The sequence below is a fragment of the Ruegeria sp. BG11 genome (genome assembly GCF_056538565.1).
This window is the reverse complement of record NZ_JBQFTH010000011.1, coordinates 137002-156009: the sequence shown is the minus strand read 5'-3', so window position 1 is coordinate 156009 and position 19008 is coordinate 137002. Positions and strand designations below refer to the sequence as shown.

The window sequence follows — 19008 nt, the reverse complement described above, 5'->3', positions numbered from 1 at the left end:
AATTACGCAGATGCGGCGTATTGCGCATTCAACACCGCTGGACGAATACTATTCTGCTCGGTAGAGAATTCCGCTAAGACCCGGCATCCGTGCCGGGTTCCAGCTATTGGCCCGTTCGCACGGGCGCTAGACAATCGGAGAAAACCTCGTGTCCCACGTAGAAGACCACGAAGGCACCCGCAGAGATTTCCTGTACTACGTCGCGGGCGGCGCAGGGGTCGTAGCGACCGGTGCTGCGGTATGGCCTATGATCAATCAGATGAACCCGTCGGCGGATGTGCAGGCACTGTCCTCGATCCGTACGGATGTAAGCGGGGTTGAGCCGGGTACACAGCTGACGGTCAAGTGGCTGGGTAAACCGGTCTTCATCCGTCACCGCACCGGTGCTGAAATCGCTGAAGCGCAGCAGCAGGACGAAGAAGCGGTAGGTAACCTGCCTGACCCGCTGGCCCGGAACTTCAACATCAACGCAGATGCACCCGCGACCGACGCCAACCGCGTCATGCCATCGCCCGAAGGCGAGGCAGAGGGCGCGTGGATCGTTCAGATGGGCGTTTGTACCCACCTGGGCTGCGTGCCTCTGGGTGATGCAGGCGACTTTGGCGGCTGGTTCTGCCCCTGCCACGGCTCGCACTACGATCTGGCAGGCCGGATCCGCAAAGGCCCCGCGCCTGAGAACCTGCCGATCCCTCCGGTCGAGTGGGTCGACGCTTCAACCATTAAACTCGGCTAAGGGAGACCTAACTTATGTCCGGCATTCCCCACGATCACTACGAGCCGAAGTCAAACGGCGAAAAGTGGCTGCATAGCCGCCTGCCTATCGTCGGCCTGATGTACGACACCCTGATGATTCCCACACCCAAGAACCTGAACTGGATGTGGATCTGGGGCATCGTTCTGGCCTTCTGCCTGGTGCTGCAAATCGTTACCGGCATCATGCTGGTTATGCACTACACGCCGCATGTCGATCTGGCCTTTGCCAGCGTCGAACACATCATGCGTAACGTGAATGGTGGTTATTTCATCCGCTATCTGCACATGAACGGCGCGTCGCTGTTCTTCGTCGCGGTCTACATTCACATGTTCCGTGGACTCTATTACGGCTCATACAAAGCCCCGCGTGAGATCACGTGGATCATCGGTATGCTGATCTACCTGATGATGATGGGCACCGCCTTCATGGGCTACGTTCTGCCCTGGGGTCAGATGTCCTTCTGGGGTGCGACCGTGATCACCGGTCTGTTTGGTGCGATCCCGTTTGTGGGTGATGCGCTGCAGACATGGCTGCTGGGCGGACCCGCAGTGGATAACGCCACGCTGAACCGCTTCTTCTCGCTGCACTATCTGTTGCCGTTCATCATTGCGGCGCTGGTTATCGTGCATATCTGGGCCTTCCACACCACCGGCAACAACAACCCCACGGGTGTTGAAGTACGTCGCGGTTCGAAAGCCGAGGCCGAGAAAGACACGCTGCCCTTCTGGCCGTATTTCGTGATCAAGGATCTGTTCGCTCTGGCGGTCATCCTGGTCGTGTTCTGGGCCATCGTGGGCTTCATGCCGAACTATCTGGGCCACCCCGATAACTATATCGAGGCCAACCCGCTTGTGACGCCTGCACATATCGTGCCCGAATGGTACTTCCTGCCGTTCTACGCGATCCTGCGCGCCTTCACCGGCGAGGTCTGGGTTGTTCAGTTCGCCAGCTTCATCACCGGCGGCATCATTGATGCGAAATTCTTCGGTGTTCTGGCGATGTTCGGTGCGATCCTGGCCATGGCGCTGGCGCCTTGGCTGGACACCTCGACCGTGCGTTCGGGTCGGTATCGTCCGATGTTCAAATGGTGGTTCTACCTGCTGATCATCGACTTCTTTGCCCTGATGTGGCTGGGTGCGATGCCCGCGGAAGAACCCTACGCGACCTTCTCGCTGATCGCCTCTGCGTACTGGTTTGCGTATTTCCTCGTAATCCTGCCGCTGCTTGGCGTGATCGAGAAACCTCTGGCTCCGCCTGAGACCATCGAAGAAGACTTCAACGCGCATTATGGCAAGGCTGACGCCGACGCCACGCCGGCCGAGTAAGAAGAGGGACCGGAAACATGTTCAAGAAACTTGCAATCGGCGCTGCGTTTGCCCTGGCCCTTACCCCTGCCGCCTCTTTTGCGGCAGGCGACTATGACACTCATATCGAGGATTTCGACTTCTCGTTTGAGGGTCCGTTCGGAACTTGGGATCAGAACCAGCTGCAACGCGGTCTTCAGGTCTATACCGAAGTCTGCGCGGCCTGCCACGGCCTGCAATACGTTCCTTTGCGCGATCTGGAAGCGCTGGGTTACAGTGAAGAGCAGGTGATCACTTATGCGGCGGACAATTTCGAGGTTTTCGACCCCGAATTGGACGATTTCCGCCCGGCGATCCCGACTGACCACTTCCCGGCGAATAACGGCGTTGGCGCGCCAGACCTGAGCCTGATGGCCAAAGCCCGCGCGGGCTTCCACGGCCCCTACGGTCTGGGCATCAACCAGCTGGTCAAAGGCATGGGTGGCGCGGAATACATCGCTTCTCTGCTGGACGGCTACACTGGTGAGGAGAAGGAAGAGGCAGGCACGATCCTTTACGAAAACAAGGCCTTCCCCGGAGGCTGGATTTCGATGGGCCCGCCGCTGTCCGAAGATCAGGTTGAATTCGCCGATGGCCACGCGGCCACCGTCGAAGCGATGTCCGAAGACGTCGCAGCCTTCCTGATGTGGGCTGCGGAGCCTAAGCTGACCGACCGCAAGAACGCTGGTTTCGTCGGCGTGATCTTCCTGACCGTCCTGTCGGTGCTGCTATATCTGGTAAACAAGCGCCTGTGGGCGCCGCACAAGGGCAAGCTGCGCGAGCAGTGAAGCTTTTGAGCTTTTGAAATTGAAAACCCCCGCGCCTTTCAGGTTGCGGGGGTTTTTCTTTTTGAAGGAGCAGAGGGGCCAGCCCCTCTTGGCCTACGGCCAATTCACCCCGAGATATTTTTGGCCAGATGAAGAGTGGATCAGGCTTGAAGCTGGGTTGCTGTTTGCCCTGTGATCGTCGCGGTCACGATCTGACCTTCGGGATGGGGGGTGTAGAAACTGACCTCGGTGAATTGTTCGGTGCGACCCATATGCGGGTTTTCCATCAAGATGTGATGGGTTTGGCCGATCTGGGCTGATAGGTGTTTGGCGACCTGCGCCCCTCCGGCCATGCGCAGGCGCGCGGCGCGGTCCTTGATGATCTTGCCGTTGACCTGCTGTGGGATTCGCGCCGCTGGCGTGCCTTCGCGTTTGGAGTAGGGAAAGACATGCAGCCAGGTCAGGTTGCAGTCCGTGACCAGTTTTAAGGAGTTTTCGAAATGCGCCTCGGTTTCCGTAGGGAAGCCAGCGATGATGTCGGCGCCAAAGGTCATGTCGGGGCGCAGGCTGCGTGCCTCTTCAGTAAAACGGATGGCGTCATCGCGCAGGTGGCGGCGTTTCATCCGCTTCAGGATCAGGTCGTCGCCATGCTGCAGTGACAGGTGCAGATGCGGCATCAGTCGAGGCTCGGTCGCGATGGCCTGCATCAGGTTTTCGTCCACCTCGATCGAATCGATCGAGCTGATGCGCAGTCGCGGCAGATCGGGCACAAGTTTCAGAATGCGCATGATCAGATCGCCCAGTTTGGGCTGAGCGGGCAGATCCGCGCCCCATGAGGTCAGGTCAACGCCGGTCAGGACAACCTCGTTATAGCCTTTGTCGATCAGCCGTTTGATCTGATCCACGACTACTCCAGCCGGCACACTGCGAGAGTTCCCGCGGCCATAGGGGATGATGCAGAAGGTGCAGCGATGGTCGCAGCCATTCTGAACCTGCACATAGGCGCGTGAGCGGGTGCCGAACCCGTCGATCAGGTGCCCTGCCGTTTCGGTGACCGACATGATGTCATCGACTTGAACGGTTTCGGTTTCGCCGATGAAATCAGCCGCCATGCCTTTCCAGGTGTCGGGCTGCATCTTCTCGGTATTGCCGATCACCGCATCAACTTCGTCCATGGCCGAGAAGGTCTGCGGTTCCGTCTGCGCGGCGCATCCGGTTACGATCAGGCGCGCGTTGGGGTTTTCGCGGCGGAGCTTGCGAATCTCTTGCCGGGCCTTGCGAACTGCCTCGGCTGTCACGGCGCAGGTGTTCACGATCACCGCATCTTGCAGACCCGCTTGCTGAGACAGCTCTTTCATTGCCTCAGTCTCATAGGCGTTCAGGCGACAGCCCAGAGTGGTGAATTTGGGGGCGCTCATCCCAGTGACCTCAGGAATTCCGGGGTCAAATTGCCTGAGAACACATGGCAGGTCGGCCCGGTCATCCAGACGCCATCATCGCGCCAGTCGATCCAGATTGTGCCGCCGTCCAGCTTGATCTGAACCTTGCGCCCCGTCAGACCGCGCCGGGCCGCGGCGACGGCTGTAGCGCAGGACGAGGACCCTGAGGCCAGCGTGATGCCCACCCCACGCTCCCAGACGCGCATACGGATGTGGTCCGGCCCGATCACCTGCGCCACCTGCACATTGGTGCGTTCGGGGTAAAGAGGGTGGTGTTCGTATCGCGAGCCAAACTCGGCCAGGGGAATCGCTTCGGCGTCGTCCACGAAAAACGTGCAATGGGGGTTGCCCATGCCTGTTGCCGAGGGTGTGCCCTCAATCGGCAGTTCCAGCGTGTCCATCTCTTCAGCCAGCGGTATCTCCTGCCAATCTAGCTGGGGCTGCCCCATATTGACCGAGGTCAGGCCGTTGCCTGCATCCTGCGCGCATAACGTGCCGCGTTCGGTCGTCAGTGTCAGGTCTGTTTTGCCGCTCTCTTTCATCAGGAAACGGGCGATACACCGTGTGGCGTTCCCGCAAGCGGCCGAGGTCGACCCGTCCGCGTTGTAGAACACGAGATGCGCGTCAGCCGCTCCGTTTTCGATCACGGCCAACTGATCGAATCCCACACCAAACTGGCGGTGCCCGATTCCCTTTGCCAATGCAGCGCTGATCGACGTCGCCTGCGCGCGCGCGTCGACAATAACGAAGTCATTGCCCAGCCCGTGCATCTTCATGAAGGGCAAACTGGTATCGAGTCTCTGTTGCATGGCGGGCATATAACGTTGGTCCTGCGATGAATCCACCCTGTGGTGACGATTCGTGAAAAAAGGGCTTGACCCCCCTGCGTCACCTGCCTAATTAGGCCGCCTATCGGGTCGCCGGAAACACTGATTACTCTGGCGAAACGAGGTGCAAAATAAGGTCTTGAACCCGGTCGGGAAAATGCCTTAAAGAGCGCCACGGATCGCAAAGATCCAGACAAAAAAGTGGGCCGTTAGCTCAGTTGGTAGAGCAACTGACTTTTAATCAGTGGGTCGCAGGTTCGAATCCTGCACGGCTCACCACTTTTTCAGAACGATCGAAGGAATGGATGAGAGTGCTTTTGGTCTCGGACGGGAGGCTAGCACCCAAGCGAAACACTTGTGCGTCAATACCAGGTTTTTGAGGATCGGCTTTAACTCACGCAAAACGGAAGGCGCCCGAGGTGGCGGTGTCCGTCAGTAGCACCACCTTTGGTTGCTTGCGAGAATTTCACTTATATTCAAACGTGTTAATTGGCGACTTCTTAGTGGATTTCCGCCTGCGCGATTCGAAAAAATTGGCAGATTCAGCTAGATTTGCTATCCTTTAGCCAAAGGGTGTCAAAAAAAACCCGGGGGCAAAAATCGAGCAGAAATCAGGCAAATCTTCACAGGTGGTGTGGGTCAAAATACCCGAGCATCTCAATGGCACTCGGCGCGGGTTGTTTTTCTTGTGGGCCGAGGTTGAGCGTGCTCAGGTGGAGGCCAAGGCCGCGCCACCGCCCTCTGAGGCGCGTCAGCCCGAGTCGAACAAGATATTCGGTTGGGTTGACGAGTTTATCTTCTATGAACGCGACAGGGCGGAGCAGCCGGATCAGCGCGCCGAGGCCCCGTCGGGCCGTCACAGTTTCTCAAAAAACAGGATAACCTCGCCTATACGGACGCCAAAACGCGAAACATAGGCGCGGTTCAGCAGACGGTCATCTTCCAGAAGCCACATCCAGTCGTCAAAGTTCACACGCATGGTGCCCTCTTTGATCGGCAGGTCGATCTTGTATTTCCAGTTGAACGTATCTCCACGCTCAATCCCGTCAGCAACACCCAACACGCCCGGCGCGGTGCCGGTCCAGGTGTCGTCGCCGGTTTTAGTCAGGGTCCAGATGCGCTGTTCGGTTGCGCCATCATCGTAGACGAAATCCTCGACCAGGGTCAGGGTTTCTCCGTCCCAGGTGCCGTCGATCTCAACCGTGAAACGACGCGGTACATTGCCCAGAATGTCTTGGAACTGACCATAGGCCACGGTCTTGCCTTCGAAGAACTCCTCGAGGTTCAGCTGCCGATCGGACAGAAAGCTTTTGGGTACCCGCGGTTTGGCCGAGCAGGCCGCAAGCAGTGTCAGGCTGGCGATTGCGATCAGAGAGATCAGAAAACGCAACCGGGTCATTGCAGCGGCCTGTTTTCAGCGTCCGCATCATACCCGTTTGCGCCGGGTACATGTGCGGTCTGCACCTCGGGAGCGGGTCGCATGGTTGCCACCAGTTCCGCCACCTTGAGGCCGAATTTGCGCATCTCTGAGCGGTTCATAATCGCTCCGTTTTCGGTCAGGTACATCCAGTCGGTGACGTCCAGCGTGTGCCCTCCGGCGTCTTCGGGCAGGATGATCCGGTAGGACAGCTTGACGGTCGAGCCCGAGATCACGCCTTTGCCCTCACCGACGATATCGTCTGCCGTGGCCGTGAACGTGTTGCCGGTGCCCAATGTCAGATACCACTTTCGGGTCATCTGTTTACCGTTGGAATAGGTGAACCACTCTGCCAGAGTGCCCGTGTTTCCATCCCATTCACCGACCATTCGGGCAACAAAGCTGTTCGACATCTTGCCGTTGGGGCCATAGATCAGCCCCTCGGACAGGATATCTCCGTTCAGGTGTTTGGTCAGGGAAAACTCTGGCCCCGTTCCCGAATAGTCAGCCGGGGATTGTGAGCGAAAGCTCAGGAACCGTCTTTTGACCGCCACGATAACGAGGATGGCGAGCAAAATCACAACAAGCGTATTCATTTGGCTGGGACCTCCGTAGGCAGGGTCAAGACCATCCCGAATGCGCCCAGCTTTAGGATGCAGGGCAGCAGGGCATAGGCGAATGTGAGCGTGTTTAGAGCCTGTGCCGAGTTGGCTTGACCGGGTGAAAAACCGCTGCGTTCCAGCAGGGGCAGGGTGAAAAAGGCAGCGAGCGCGAGGCCCAGCTTGCCAGCGAAAGACCAGATGCCAAATGCGGCCGAGGCATTCAGCCCCGCGCGTGTCAGCACCACGGAAAACATGGCGGGCAGGATCACGATATCCGCTCCTGCGGCTGCGCCCGAGGCCAGGCAGATCACGGCAAAGGCGGTCAGCTCTCCAGCCGAGAGGGTGGCCGCGCCGATGAAGGAAGCGATGCCAAGCGGCATGGCTATCATCAGGGTCTGTTTCGGGCCGATCCGATTGCTGAGTCGCGCCCAGAGGGGCACGCTAGCCCCGGCGCTCAGGAAGAACAGGATCAGTAATGGGCCGGCCATACCGGAAAGTTGCAGTTTGTCCTCGACGAAGAACAGAAACAGCGTGGCTGTCAGGGCGACCGGCAGGCTGTTGATCAGCGCCAGAACCAACAGGCGGAGGGCGCCGGATTGTCCGAGCGCGGTGAATGAGATGCCCTCGCCCGTGATGGGTGTGCGTCGCCATATCGGGATGGTGACGATCAGGGTTAGGAGCGCCAGCGCGCCCAGAAACAGGCCAAAAGCGGGATAGCCCTGTCCCTGCGCGCCGAAGGCAACGAAGAGGGCCGGAGCGCTGGCGGCCAGAACGACTCCGGTCAGTTGCCCGCCTTCGCGGAAGGCGGCGAGGCGCATCAGCTCTTGCGGGTCGGCCTGTTTGGCCAAAGTTGCGCTACGGCCATAAAGCAGGATGGTGCCAAGGCTGTAGGCCGAAAATAGCAGGACGAGGATGGCGACCAGCGCGCCGACGCTGGCCCCGTCCGGCAGGCCGAATAGCAGCGGAAACCCAACTGCCAGCCCAAGCGCCGCCAGAGCGGCAAACAGCAGCTGCCCACCTGGCCAGCGGTCGATGGCCCAGCCGATCAGCGGGTCTTGCACCAGATCGACCAGCCGGATCACCAACAGCACGGTTCCGATCACCCCAAGGCCAATGCCCAAATTCACCGCCGCAAAGCGCGGCAGGTGAATATAGAGCGGGATACCCGCCGCAGCGAGCATCAGCGCATAAAGGCTGACCCGGGGATACAGCATCACTGTCCCTTCAACTGCCGTGTAAAACTGGCGGACCGAGTGTTGTCGCCAAGAAAAATCGACATGAACGATTTCTTGATGCCGGTGTTGGTTAGTGTGCAGGTTTGTGCACCATTGCGCCAAAACCCAACTTTGTTAGGTCCTTCAGATATGGCCAGATAGCTGTCACCTTTGCTGACCGCCTGAAAACAGGTCTCTAGCTGGGCTTTTGTCGGCGCGGGATTGCCTTGCCTTGCCATCTCATCCAGCGTCGACTCTACAAGAGCCTTTTGTGCGAGGTTTTTTCGATAAGTCAGTTGCAACCCGAAATCCTCGGTCCAATTGAATGCCGCTCCAGCAGGCGTGAATAGCTTGGCGTCATAGACAGGCAGGCCCAAGAACCTAAACGTCGAGCTGCCCAAAAGCTTGGGATCGCTCAGTTCGCTGGACAGAGGCGATGCCACTGCCTCACCTGACGAAAGCAAGGCGAGAGACAGTAGTGCTGCGCGGAAAGTAGGTCTATTCGGCGGCCACATGGATGGCCGGATCTTTTTCAAGAATGCCATTGTCAGCTCCGGTTATGTGCGGGGCGCCGCGCAAGCGGTCGACGACATGCATCGCGCTGGCGATCCCGTCTTCGTGGAACCCGTGCCGGTTATAAGCTCCGGCGTACCAGGTGTGATTTTGTCCCTGCATGTCGCGAATTTGCCCCTGCGCTTTCAGCGCGGCTCTATCGAAAACCGGGTGGGCAAACTCGACTTGGTCATAAATCTTGTCCTCGGCAATTTGCGAAGACGCGTTCAACGATACAAAGAGCGGATCGCTGTCCGGGATGTTCTGCAAGCGGTTCATCCAATAGGTCACGCCGACATCCCCGGCTTGCGAGCGATAGGTCCAGCTGGACCAGCAGGCGCGCCGCTTTGGCATCTGGCTTTCGTCACAATGCAGGATCGCGTGATTGTGCTGATAGCGGATCGCGCCAAGGGCCGCGGCCTCATCCGCCGTGGCATTGTCGCCCAGAATGGCCAGCGACTGGTCCGAGTGGGTCGCAAGGATGATCTCGTCAAACTGATCGGCGTGGCCCTGGCTAGTCACCGTTACGCCGGTCTCATTCCGCTGTACGTTATCTACCGGAGCCGCCAGACGGATGTCGCATCCGCGCGACCGCAGCGCGGCATCGATTCGGCGCACATACTCGATACTTCCGCCTTTGACTGTGTACCACTGATGCTGGTTGGCGCGGCCGCTGGCCAGCAGTGCATGGTTGCGGAAGAACTGCACCAGCGAGCGGGCCGGGAACTGATCCACAAACTCAACCGGCGTAGACCAGATCGCGCCGCACATCGGCATGAGGTAGTTGTGGCGGAACCAATGACCCAGACGCATCTGGTCCACCAGTTCTCCGATGGTTGTGTCATCATCCTTCGCGGCATCCGGGGCCTCTTTACTGAAGCGCAGAATGTCCGAGATCATCTTGTAGTAAGACGGGCGCAGCAGGTTGCGTTTCTGGGCTGTCAGAGTGCGCAGCGTGTTCAACCCGTATTCAATACGACCATTGTCGATGGTCGCGCCAAAGCTCATCTCGCTTTTCTCAACGGGGACGTTCAGCTCATCAAACAGCTTGGTCAGGTGGGGGTAGGTCGCGTAGTTGAAGACGATAAAGCCGGTATCGACCGGTTGGTCTCCGTTCTTACCCGCCATCACTGTTCGGGCATGCCCGCCAAGGCGCGGCTCGGCCTCGTAAACGGTAATATCGTGCTGTTCTGAAAGGTAGTAAGCTGCGGAAAGTCCTGAAATGCCTGCACCTATGACTGCGATTTTCTTGCGCTCGCCTCGCGTTTCGTCGAACATGTGATCCCCTTAAGTGCGACATCTATCTAGGGATACGTAGCAGGTTCTGACGCGGATCAATCAGGTTAGATTATATTTCCCAACGCACTATATTGTGACTTCGTGGCAAAATTCCCTCAGCTGAGGATGATCCGACCGGTTGGCTTGGTCGTAAAATATACATGATAGCTGAAGCAGAACCGAAACCGCGCGTGAGGCGTCGTTTCATGGTTCCACGATAGGGCAGGCATGACCGGTTTCGAAGGAAAGACGTATTGGATTGTAGGCGCGAGCGAAGGGCTCGGGTGCGCTTTGGCGCAAGCGCTCAGCGAGCGCGACGCGCATCTTGTCCTGTCTGCGCGCAATGCGGATCGGTTGGCCGAGATCTGCGCAACCCTTCCCAATGCGCGTGCGGTGCCTTTTGACGTGACCGATCTTGAGGCCGTGCGCCGTGCCGTGGCTGAAGTCGGAGAGGTCGATGGTCTTGTCTACAACGCCGGAGCCTATGAGCCGATGCGGACCGGTGATTGGGATACCGAGGCGGTTTTGTCGATGACCGACGTGAACTACACCGGTGCCCTTCGGGTGTTGGGTGAAACCGTGCCGGGCTTCGTGAGCGCCGGACGCGGGGATATCACTCTGATCGGTTCTCTGTCCGGCTATCGCGGTTTGCCTGCGGCGGTGGGCTATGCGGCCAGCAAGGCGGCCTTGGTCTCGCTGGCCGAGACCATGCGGTTTGATCTGGCGGGTACGGGCGTGACGGTTCGGATCGTCAATCCCGGCTTTATCAAAACCCGCCTGACCGAGAAGAACAACTTCAAGATGCCCATGCTGATGTCGGCCGAGGATGCGGCAGAGCGTGTGATCAAAGCGATGGCGCGCCGCCGGTTCCGCACCGATTTTCCAGCTCCGTTTTCCTGGGTGATCCGGTTGCTGGACTATCTGCCCGACATCCTGATTTATCGCGGAAAATAGACCCTAATTTGGGCTTCTAGCCAAATTGCCCCTGGCAGAACCAGCCTGCGGACATGGTGCCGCCGTGGCCATAAAACAGCCAGAGCCTCTCCCCCTGTTCGGTCACCACAACCCAGTAATCGCGCACACCGCTGCGCCAGTTGGGATCATCCAGCCACCATTCCGGCGCGATCCGTTCCGGACCGGTGGCTTGTGCCAATTGCCAATCACGCCCGCGCCAGCGAAAGGCGGAGGGCACATCCGGGGTTTCCGGGGCCATCACCGGCTCGGGCTGCCACATCTGCAGGGGGCGCGGGCGTGGTGGCGCAGGCCAGTCTCGCGCCGGTTCGGACCATGCCGCTGCTAGCACTTGCGCGGTTTTCTCGGGAATGTGTGAAGCAGCGGGGTGACGCCTTGTAATGACCTCCAGCCCCACCCGTGCGCCCAGTTTGGCCATAAGGTCTTCGACGGCGGTGTTGCCCTCAAGCCGGTTGCGGGCCACACGGCGGGCCTCGGCATGACCGGCGATGGTGCGGGCGTGGATGGGTTCCGTCTGCACCGCCTCAAGCCGCAGCATGTCAATGCCATAGCCCGCGTCGATCTTGTCGATTTTCATCTCTAACAAAGGACGAATGCGATGTTTGTTATGAGTTGGCCGGGCCAGCCCAACCTCGATGACCTCGGCCGCCTGATCGGCACGATGGGCCTCCAGCCGTAGGGTCCGGACGCCACGGCCCTTTTCTTCCAGCTTGGCACACAGCGTCGGCAGAACCCGGTCGATGGCAGCCATCACATCCTCGACCAGCCCAATCGGGTTGGGCAGAGTCATCCGCACCGCGAAGTGATGCGGCGGACGGGCCGGAGAAACCGGCTCGGGCGCGCTGCCCATCGCCTGATCCAGCCGCAAGACCAGCCCCCGCCCAAACCTGCGGGCGAGGGAGGCGCGCGGTTGACCCAGCAGATCCCCGATCCGCCGCAGGCCCAGACGGTTCAGCTGCGCGACCACCTGATCCTCGAGCCGCAGCGCCGCGATGGGCAGTGGGCTGAGCGCGCCATAAGACTGCCCCGGCGCGGCGATCCGCGCCCCGCCGCCCAAGGCCACCACCTGCGGCGCGACCCCGCCCTTGGTCCAGTGTCGTCGCTTGCTGGCTCGGGCACGGGTGGCGCGGGCCTCTTGGCTGATGGCGTCGCCGTTGCGGTCGGAGATGGCCTCTTGCCCGGCATAGCGCGCCAGCGCCCAGGCCGCGCCCAGCGTGTCGGCAATGCCCATCTGCACGCTCAGGCCCATATCGGCGCAGTCGACCTCAAGCACGCGCAGCAAGGCCTCTTCCCCGCCAAACAGATGCGCGCAGCCCGAGAGATCAACGATTAGCCCGTCCGGAGCCTCTTCGGCGACCCAAGGGCTGAACTTGCCTGCCCAGCGGCGCAAAGCGGTCAGGAACGCGGCCTCGGCCGGGGCATTGCGGTGCCGCGTGATCAGGGACGCGCACATGGCATGGGCATCGCGCACCGGCTGGCCCACCTGCAGCCCGGCGGCCTGAGCCTCAGCGTTCAGTGAAGTGATCACCTGCATGTTCGACTGCTCAGCCACTACGGCCAAAGGCCCGACATGCAGCCCCCGCGCGGCGCGGATCAGCCGTTCAGCCCCCAGACGGGGAAACCAGAGTGAAAGTATTCGGCGTTTTGGCATCGGCAGACATCAAAATGTTCCCATTTTGTTCTTATCCGAGAATCAGCGCCGGAGTCCACGCTTACCCGCAGGTCAGGCGCTGAATGATGCCCGCCCCGTTTACGAAGACATTCAGCCGGTCGATGCGGTAGTCTTGTGTCGCAATGTCATTGGGTCCTAACACCCGCGCGCGCTCGGGCAGGCTGGCCTGAATGGTCGAAACCGGCTGGCCGATGGAATCGGCAAACGGATCGCCTTTGCAGAAGGCCAGATCGACAGGCGCAGCCTCGGGCTCAAGGTCTGCTCCGTCCAAGGTAGAGGTTTCGGCACAGGCGGCCAGAAGGATCAGGATCGGGATAAATCGGTGCATTGGCGTTCCCCAGTATGACAATGTCGTTTCTGCAATATCAAATGTTTAGCCAATCTGCCATGAAAGTGCAGTTGAAAACACCCTGCATTTGACGCAGGGTCGGGTCAAACAAGACTGGGAGACAAGCACCATGCGCACCCGTGCAGCCGTCGCCGTTCAGGCTGGCAAACCTTTGGAAGTGATGGAGGTGAACCTCGAAGGCCCCAAGGCGGGCGAGGTTTTGGTCGAAGTGAAGGCCACCGGCATCTGCCATACCGATGAATTCACCCTGTCCGGCGCAGATCCCGAAGGCCTTTTCCCGGCCATTCTGGGCCATGAAGGTGCAGGCGTCGTGGTCGAGGTCGGCCCGGGCGTCACCAGCCTGAAGCCGGGCGACCATGTGATCCCGCTCTACACACCCGAATGTCGGGAGTGTGAATACTGCCTGCATCCAAAGACCAACCTGTGTCAGGCAATCCGTGAGACTCAAGGCAAGGGCCTGATGCCCGATGGCACCTCGCGCTTCTCGACCTTGGATGGCGATCCGATCCTGCACTACATGGGCTGCTCGACCTTCGCCAACCACACAGTCCTGCCTGAGATCGCGCTGGCCAAAGTGCGTGAGGACGCACCCTTCGATAAGATCTGCTACATCGGCTGCGGCGTCACCACCGGCATCGGCGCTGTGATCAACACCGCCAAAGTGGAAATCGGCAGCCGTGCCATCGTGTTCGGTCTGGGTGGTATCGGCCTGAACGTGATCCAGGGCCTGCGCCTGGCCGGAGCTGACCAGATCGTCGGTGTCGACCTGAACCCGTCGAAGGTCGAAATGGCCACCAAATTCGGCATGACGGATTTCGTTAACCCGACCGAGGTCGAAGATGATCTGGTGCCCTACCTGGTCAACCTGACCAAAGGCGGAGCAGACTATACGTTCGACGCGACCGGCAACGTCGGCGTGATGCGGACCGCTCTGGAAGCGGCGCATAAGGGCTGGGGTGAGTCGATCATCATCGGCGTGGCACCTGCGGGGGCTGAGATCTCGACCCGTCCGTTCCAGCTGGTCACGGGCCGTTCCTGGCGCGGCACCGCCTTTGGCGGCGCGCGGGGCCGGACCGATGTGCCGAAGATCGTCGATTGGTACATGGAAGGCAAAATCGAGATCGACCCGATGATCACCCATACCATGGGTCTGGACGACATCAACCATGGGTTCGACCTGATGCACAAAGGCGAGAGCATCCGCTCGGTGGTTGTCTACTAAGGCTCTAAACCAGTTGAATTCGCCAAAGCGGCGCGCTGTCTGGCGCGCCGTTTTTCATTCGCCGGGTCGCGATGCGCCCGTATCTGACCTTGGTGATCGCACGCGCAGAACCGGCGTGTTAGCCGAGGTGGTGTTCGACCGGCTTTCGCGCCAGACGACGAAGATGCCCGAGGCGATGATGACGCTTGCGCCGACCGCGACCCAGCCGTCCGGGTGTTCGCCAAAGAAGATCATGCCGAACAAGGTGGCCCAGATGATCTGGCTGTACTGGCTGGGGGCCACAACGCCCGCTGGCGCGGCACGATAGGCCAGGATGATCAGATGTTGCGCGATCACCGAGAACACGCCGACCAGCGCCATCATCGCCAGATGTAGGAGCGATGGCGGTTGATAGACTGCCGGTTGCATCAAGCTCATGACCACGATGGCCAGCAGCATCGGGTAGAGGATCAGCACGGCCGAGCGTTCCTCATTCCCGATCTTGCGCACCAAGACAGAGCCTAACGCGCTGCAAAACGCGGCTGTCAGGGCGGCCATGTGGCCAAGGGTGATATCCGTTGCGCCAGGGCGCAGGACGATCAGAACGCCGATCAGGCCGACGCCAACCGCGGCCCAACGTTGGAAACGCACGACCTCTCCTAGAATCGGAATCGATAGCACTGTGACGAACAGGGGGAAGGCAAACAGCAGCGAGTAGACCTCGGCCAGAGGCAGGACCGAAAAGGCATAGAAAGCGCACACCATGGATGTAACCATCAGTGCCGACCGGAGCAGGACCAGCCATGGGTGGTGTGGCAGGAAATTCCCGGTCGTGCGGTCTGTCAGGATCGTCACCGCCATAGGCACAAAGGAAAACAACGTGGCGAAGAAGATGATCTGCATCACCGAATAGGTGCCGCCCAGCACTTTGATCAGCGCGTCATGGCTGGCAAAAACCGCGAATCCCAGAAACGCGAAACCAAGTCCCCGGAGGGTGGTGTTTTGAGTGCTCATGATCTGGCCTCAGGCGATGTCGGTGTGGTGGCTTTAAGCCGGCGCAGCCAAATGGGCTGTCTTTTCCCTGAGTAGACGCATTTTCCCGGACCGCATAGCCCCTATTTTACCGCTAACACGGCAAAGCCGCCATGTCGTGAGATCAACGCAGGATCGGCGGCGCGTCCTTCGGCTGTCGGGCGGATTGCACGCCCGCTTTCATCCCCACACCGATCCGCCGTGCCAGCGCGACCCAAGGGGTGGCGATCTCAGCGGGTAGGGTTTGGGTGGCGACCTCCTCGAACAGGTCCAGCCAGTGCGCGAACATCTCGGGCTGCACGTCGGGTCTTTCGCTGTGGACGCGCTGCGGATTGCCGTTGTAGCTGCGCTCAAAAAGGATGGCGTTGCGCCAGAAGGCGGCGATCTTGTCCTCATGCGCGGGCCAGTCATGGACGTGCTTGTTGAACACCGGTCCCAGAACAGCATCCTCGCGCACGCGGGCATAGAAGGCGTGGACCTGCGCGTTGATCTGGTCCGGTGTCGCGGGAAAGCGCGGGGGCAAGATGGGTCTGGTCATAATGGTCTCGGATTTCGACTCTAGCCCGAGACATATCTGGGGCGGAGGTCAGGCAACAGGTGTGGTTTTGTCGCGCGGCTCGGGCGTCAGCAGGTGCCGGATCAGGGCCACTGGGTGTGCCTTCAGGCTGAGGCGGGTGGCGACGTAATCCTCGACCACCTGTTCGCCCAATGTCATCTGCGGCAGGTAGGCTTCGGGTTCATCCAGCGTCTCGCCTTCCAGATCCTGTGAGAACAGCGGCAGAGGCTTCGCGGTCGCAATCGCCTTGGCCTGCCACAGAGCCTCGCGCCGGGTCAGATCGCAGGCAGCGAAGGCATCGGCCTCGGCCAAACGTTCGATCACCGATGGCCCCAACCCTGCGCGACGCCAGACGTCATCCACTTGGGTGTAGCCGTTGCCCCGTGCGGCGGTCAGCCAACTGGCGTCTTCCTCGCTGAGGCCCTTGATCTGGCGGAACCCCAGCCGTAGGGCCAGCCCACCATGGCCATCAGGTTCCATCACATTGTCCCAGAAACTCGCATTGATGCAGACTGGCCGCACCTGAACCCCGTGTTCGCGGGCATCCCGCACGATCTGGGCGGGCGCGTAGAAGCCCATCGGTTGCGAGTTCAGCAGCGCGCAGGCGAAGATGCCCGGATGGTGGCATTTGATCCAAGCCGAGGCATAGACCAGCAGCGCAAAGCTGGCCGCGTGGCTTTCGGGAAAACCATAAGATCCGAACCCTTCGATCTGGGAAAAACAGCGCTCCGCGAAATCCTGTTCGTAACCGTTGCGTTTCATCCCGCGTAAAAAGAGAGCGCGGAACTCGCTGACATTGCCATGTTTCTTGAAGGTCGCCAGTGAGCGTCGCAGCCGGTCCGCCTGTTCCGGGGTGAAGCCCGCGCCGACAATGGCGATCTGCATCGCCTGTTCCTGAAATAGCGGCACGCCTAGTGTTTTGCCCAACACATCACCCAGTGCATCCGAGGGGAAGCTGACCTCCTCCTCTCCGTTCCGGCGGCGGATGTAGGGGTGGACCATGTCGCCCTGAATCGGGCCGGGGCGGATGATAGCAACCTCGATCACCAGATCGTAGAAATTGCGTGGCCGCATCCGGGGGAGGAAGTTCATCTGCGCCCGGCTTTCTACCTGAAACACCCCAATAGAGTCTGCTTTACACAGCATATCGTAGACCTCGGGGTCCTCGGGCGGCAGGGTGGCGAGGGTATAGCTGGTCTGATGATGCTGTCCGATCAGATCGAACGCCTTTCGGATACAAGTGAGCATCCCGAGGCTGAGGACATCGACCTTCAGTATACCTAAGGAGTCGATATCGTCCTTGTCCCAGCAGATGACCGTACGCCCCTCCATCGTGGCGTTTTCGATGGGGACAAGCTCGTCCAGCCGCCCCTCGGTAATGATGAAGCCACCCACGTGCTGTGACAGATGACGGGGGAAGCCGTCGATCTCATAGACCAACATTAGAGTCTGTTTTAGCCGTCGATCTTCAGGGTCGAGGCCGATTTCGCGCATCCGATGCGCCTCAAGCCCTTTGGTCGAGAAAAAGCCCCAGAGCTGTGAAGACAGGGCCGAGATCGTGTCCTCGGTCAGACCCATGGCGCGGCCGACCTCACGAATGGCACGCTTGCCGCGATAGTGAATAACCGTGGCGCAGAGGCCCGCGCGTTCGCGGCCGTAGCGGTCGTAGATATGCTGGATCACCTCCTCGCGACGTTCGTGTTCGAAATCGACGTCAATATCGGGCGGCTCGTCGCGGGCCTCGGAGACAAAGCGCTCAAAAACCATCGTGCCCATCTCGGGGCTGACCTCGGTGATGCCGAGGCAGAAACAGACCACCGAATTGGCCGCCGAACCGCGTCCCTGACACAGGATGTCGCGCGAGCGGGCGAAATGGACGATATCTCGGACGGTGAGGAAATAGGGTTCGTATTTCAGCTTGCCGATCAGCGTCAGTTCATGGGCCAGCATCTTTTTCGCCTTCTCGGACGCACCTGCCGGATAGCGCCATTTCAACCCCTCATGCGCCAGGCGGTGCAGGCGTTCGGTCGGGGTTTCCTGTTCGCTGCCTTCGCTGGGATATTCATAACGCAGTTCATCCAGCGAGAAGGCGAGCTGTTCGCTGAGGTCATGGGCGCGGGTGACAGCCCCTTCATGACCTTTGAAGATACGCAGCATTTCCCCCTCGGAGCGCAACCGCTGTTCGCCATTGGCCAGCGCGTCGCGACCCAGCTCATCCACCTTGCGGCGCAGGCGGATGGCGGTCAGGACGTCGGCCAGCTTGCGGCGTGCGCCGTGGTGAATCATCGGCGCGGCACTGGCGAGGGTGGGGATATCGAGTTGCTTTGATTCAGTATCTAACAAAGAGAAATACGCACTATCTGCACCATCATATCGAGGGTGCATCAGCAGATGCATTCGCCCAGCAAAGCGGCGCGTCAACTGTTGCGCCTGTGTCCGCCACGCGCTCGCGCCGCTCTTTGACCGGTCTGCTTGTGGCCAGAGCAGCAGGTGGAGGCCGTCGGAAAACTCCAGCAGGTCGGACAGGTGCAGGATGCAATCGCCCTTTTCCGCACGCAGGCGGCCTTTGGACAGGATGCGGCACAGGTTTCCCCAGCCTTGCCGGTTCAGGGGCAGAGCGGTGACGGTGGGCGCGTCGGTGAAGATCAGCCGCGCTGCCGGGATCAGGCGGGGGACCGCGTGGATCGGATAGGACGGCGGTTTGGGGATGTGATCGGGGCAGGGCGGGCCTAGGCTCGTGTTCTGCGCCTCCCACTCCAGCCGTTCACGCACCTTGCGGGCAATCTCGCGCGCCCTTGTATGGGCACGGACGATCCCGGCGACCGAGTTGTCATCGGCAATGGCGATGGCGGGCAGGCCCAGGGTCACGGCACGTTCCATATACTCCTCGGGGTGAGAGGCCCCGGTGAGGAAGGTGAAGTTTGACGTGATCGACAGCTCGGCATACATGGCGATTCACTATTATATTCACGTTTTGTTCTTTTTCGAGTCCTTTGCGCAGGAACCGGGTCGCTTGCGGCAGATCAGGAGGGC

Annotated in this window: 17 protein-coding genes and 1 tRNA gene; 6 read left to right on the top strand and 12 right to left on the bottom strand. The window is 60.1% G+C overall.

The annotated features are described in order from the left end of the window. Positions 1-148 precede the first annotated feature (148 nt). From petA to ACR0JF_RS18035, 3 genes are read left to right on the top strand one after another with little or no spacing between them, the layout of a single operon-like run. Positions 149-733, top strand: coding sequence for a ubiquinol-cytochrome c reductase iron-sulfur subunit (petA, locus tag ACR0JF_RS18045; protein ID WP_170379708.1), 585 nt, complete (start codon positions 149-151; stop codon positions 731-733). A gap of 14 nt (positions 734-747) precedes the next feature. Continuing rightward, positions 748-2079, top strand: a complete 1332-nt coding sequence (gene petB, locus ACR0JF_RS18040; RefSeq protein ID WP_170379706.1) for a cytochrome b — start codon at positions 748-750, stop codon at positions 2077-2079. 17 nt (positions 2080-2096) lie between these two features. Then, positions 2097-2885, top strand: coding sequence for a cytochrome c1 (locus ACR0JF_RS18035; RefSeq protein ID WP_170644066.1), 789 nt, complete (start codon positions 2097-2099; stop codon positions 2883-2885). Positions 2886-3025: 140 nt separating this feature from the next. On the opposite strand, the gene mtaB is transcribed toward ACR0JF_RS18035, so the two are convergent. Both mtaB and dapF read right to left on the bottom strand, forming a co-directional pair. Continuing rightward, positions 3026-4282 (bottom strand): tRNA (N(6)-L-threonylcarbamoyladenosine(37)-C(2))-methylthiotransferase MtaB, encoded by a 1257-nt coding sequence (gene mtaB, locus ACR0JF_RS18030; RefSeq protein ID WP_170661778.1) that lies wholly within the window; start codon positions 4280-4282, stop codon positions 3026-3028. After that, positions 4279-5121 (bottom strand): diaminopimelate epimerase, encoded by an 843-nt coding sequence (gene dapF, locus ACR0JF_RS18025; RefSeq protein ID WP_170661780.1) that lies wholly within the window; start codon positions 5119-5121, stop codon positions 4279-4281. Before dapF ends, mtaB begins: the two co-directional genes overlap by 4 nt. Positions 5122-5333: 212 nt before the next feature. Here dapF and ACR0JF_RS18020 point away from each other — a divergent pair. Continuing rightward, positions 5334-5409, top strand: a tRNA-Lys gene (locus tag ACR0JF_RS18020). A gap of 577 nt (positions 5410-5986) precedes the next feature. Here the strand turns inward: ACR0JF_RS18020 and ACR0JF_RS18015 are convergent. The 5 genes from ACR0JF_RS18015 to ACR0JF_RS17995 all read right to left on the bottom strand — a co-directional run bounded on the left by ACR0JF_RS18015 (position 5987) and on the right by ACR0JF_RS17995 (position 10193). Further along, entirely contained in the window at positions 5987-6529 is a 543-nt protein-coding gene (locus tag ACR0JF_RS18015; protein ID WP_170472846.1) for a DUF3833 domain-containing protein, read from the bottom strand. Beyond that, entirely contained in the window at positions 6526-7143 is a 618-nt protein-coding gene (locus tag ACR0JF_RS18010) for a DUF3833 domain-containing protein (RefSeq protein ID WP_170661782.1), read from the bottom strand. Before ACR0JF_RS18010 ends, ACR0JF_RS18015 begins: the two co-directional genes overlap by 4 nt. Continuing rightward, complete coding sequence (locus ACR0JF_RS18005; RefSeq protein ID WP_170661784.1) at positions 7140-8363, bottom strand: MFS transporter; 1224 nt, start codon at positions 8361-8363, stop codon at positions 7140-7142. The genes ACR0JF_RS18010 and ACR0JF_RS18005 overlap by 4 nt, the downstream gene beginning before the upstream one ends. Next, complete coding sequence (locus ACR0JF_RS18000; RefSeq protein WP_480669597.1) at positions 8363-8665, bottom strand: hypothetical protein; 303 nt, start codon at positions 8663-8665, stop codon at positions 8363-8365. The genes ACR0JF_RS18005 and ACR0JF_RS18000 overlap by 1 nt, the downstream gene beginning before the upstream one ends. A 196-nt stretch (positions 8666-8861) precedes the next feature. Next, positions 8862-10193 (bottom strand): FAD-dependent oxidoreductase, encoded by a 1332-nt coding sequence (locus ACR0JF_RS17995; RefSeq protein ID WP_170661788.1) that lies wholly within the window; start codon positions 10191-10193, stop codon positions 8862-8864. 228 nt (positions 10194-10421) lie between these two features. Here ACR0JF_RS17995 and ACR0JF_RS17990 point away from each other — a divergent pair, with 228 nt between their 5' ends. Continuing rightward, positions 10422-11147, top strand: a complete 726-nt coding sequence (locus tag ACR0JF_RS17990) for an SDR family NAD(P)-dependent oxidoreductase (protein ID WP_170661790.1) — start codon at positions 10422-10424, stop codon at positions 11145-11147. 16 nt (positions 11148-11163) lie between these two features. On the opposite strand, the gene ACR0JF_RS17985 is transcribed toward ACR0JF_RS17990, so the two are convergent. Together ACR0JF_RS17985 and ACR0JF_RS17980 are read right to left on the bottom strand one after the other, a co-directional pair. Next, positions 11164-12816 (bottom strand): Y-family DNA polymerase, encoded by a 1653-nt coding sequence (locus ACR0JF_RS17985; protein ID WP_170661792.1) that lies wholly within the window; start codon positions 12814-12816, stop codon positions 11164-11166. 61 nt (positions 12817-12877) lie between these two features. Beyond that, positions 12878-13165 carry an I78 family peptidase inhibitor gene (locus ACR0JF_RS17980; RefSeq protein ID WP_170528653.1) on the bottom strand — a complete coding sequence of 96 codons (288 nt, stop codon included), beginning with the start codon at positions 13163-13165 and terminating at the stop codon, positions 12878-12880. A gap of 130 nt (positions 13166-13295) precedes the next feature. Here ACR0JF_RS17980 and ACR0JF_RS17975 point away from each other — a divergent pair, with 130 nt between their 5' ends. Further along, on the top strand, positions 13296-14408 hold the full coding sequence (locus ACR0JF_RS17975; protein WP_170528655.1) for an S-(hydroxymethyl)glutathione dehydrogenase/class III alcohol dehydrogenase: 1113 nt from the start codon (positions 13296-13298) through the stop codon (positions 14406-14408). A gap of 54 nt (positions 14409-14462) precedes the next feature. On the opposite strand, the gene ACR0JF_RS17970 is transcribed toward ACR0JF_RS17975, so the two are convergent. The 3 genes from ACR0JF_RS17970 to ACR0JF_RS17960 form a co-directional block, all read right to left on the bottom strand. After that, positions 14463-15401: a DMT family transporter gene (locus ACR0JF_RS17970; protein ID WP_170661794.1), complete on the bottom strand. Its 939-nt coding sequence runs from the start codon at positions 15399-15401 to the stop codon at positions 14463-14465. A 142-nt stretch (positions 15402-15543) separates the two neighbouring features. Continuing rightward, positions 15544-15957 carry a group III truncated hemoglobin gene (locus ACR0JF_RS17965; RefSeq protein ID WP_170661796.1) on the bottom strand — a complete coding sequence of 138 codons (414 nt, stop codon included), beginning with the start codon at positions 15955-15957 and terminating at the stop codon, positions 15544-15546. Positions 15958-16005: 48 nt separating this feature from the next. Next, entirely contained in the window at positions 16006-18924 is a 2919-nt protein-coding gene (locus ACR0JF_RS17960; RefSeq protein ID WP_170661798.1) for an error-prone DNA polymerase, read from the bottom strand. Positions 18925-19008 lie beyond the last annotated feature (84 nt).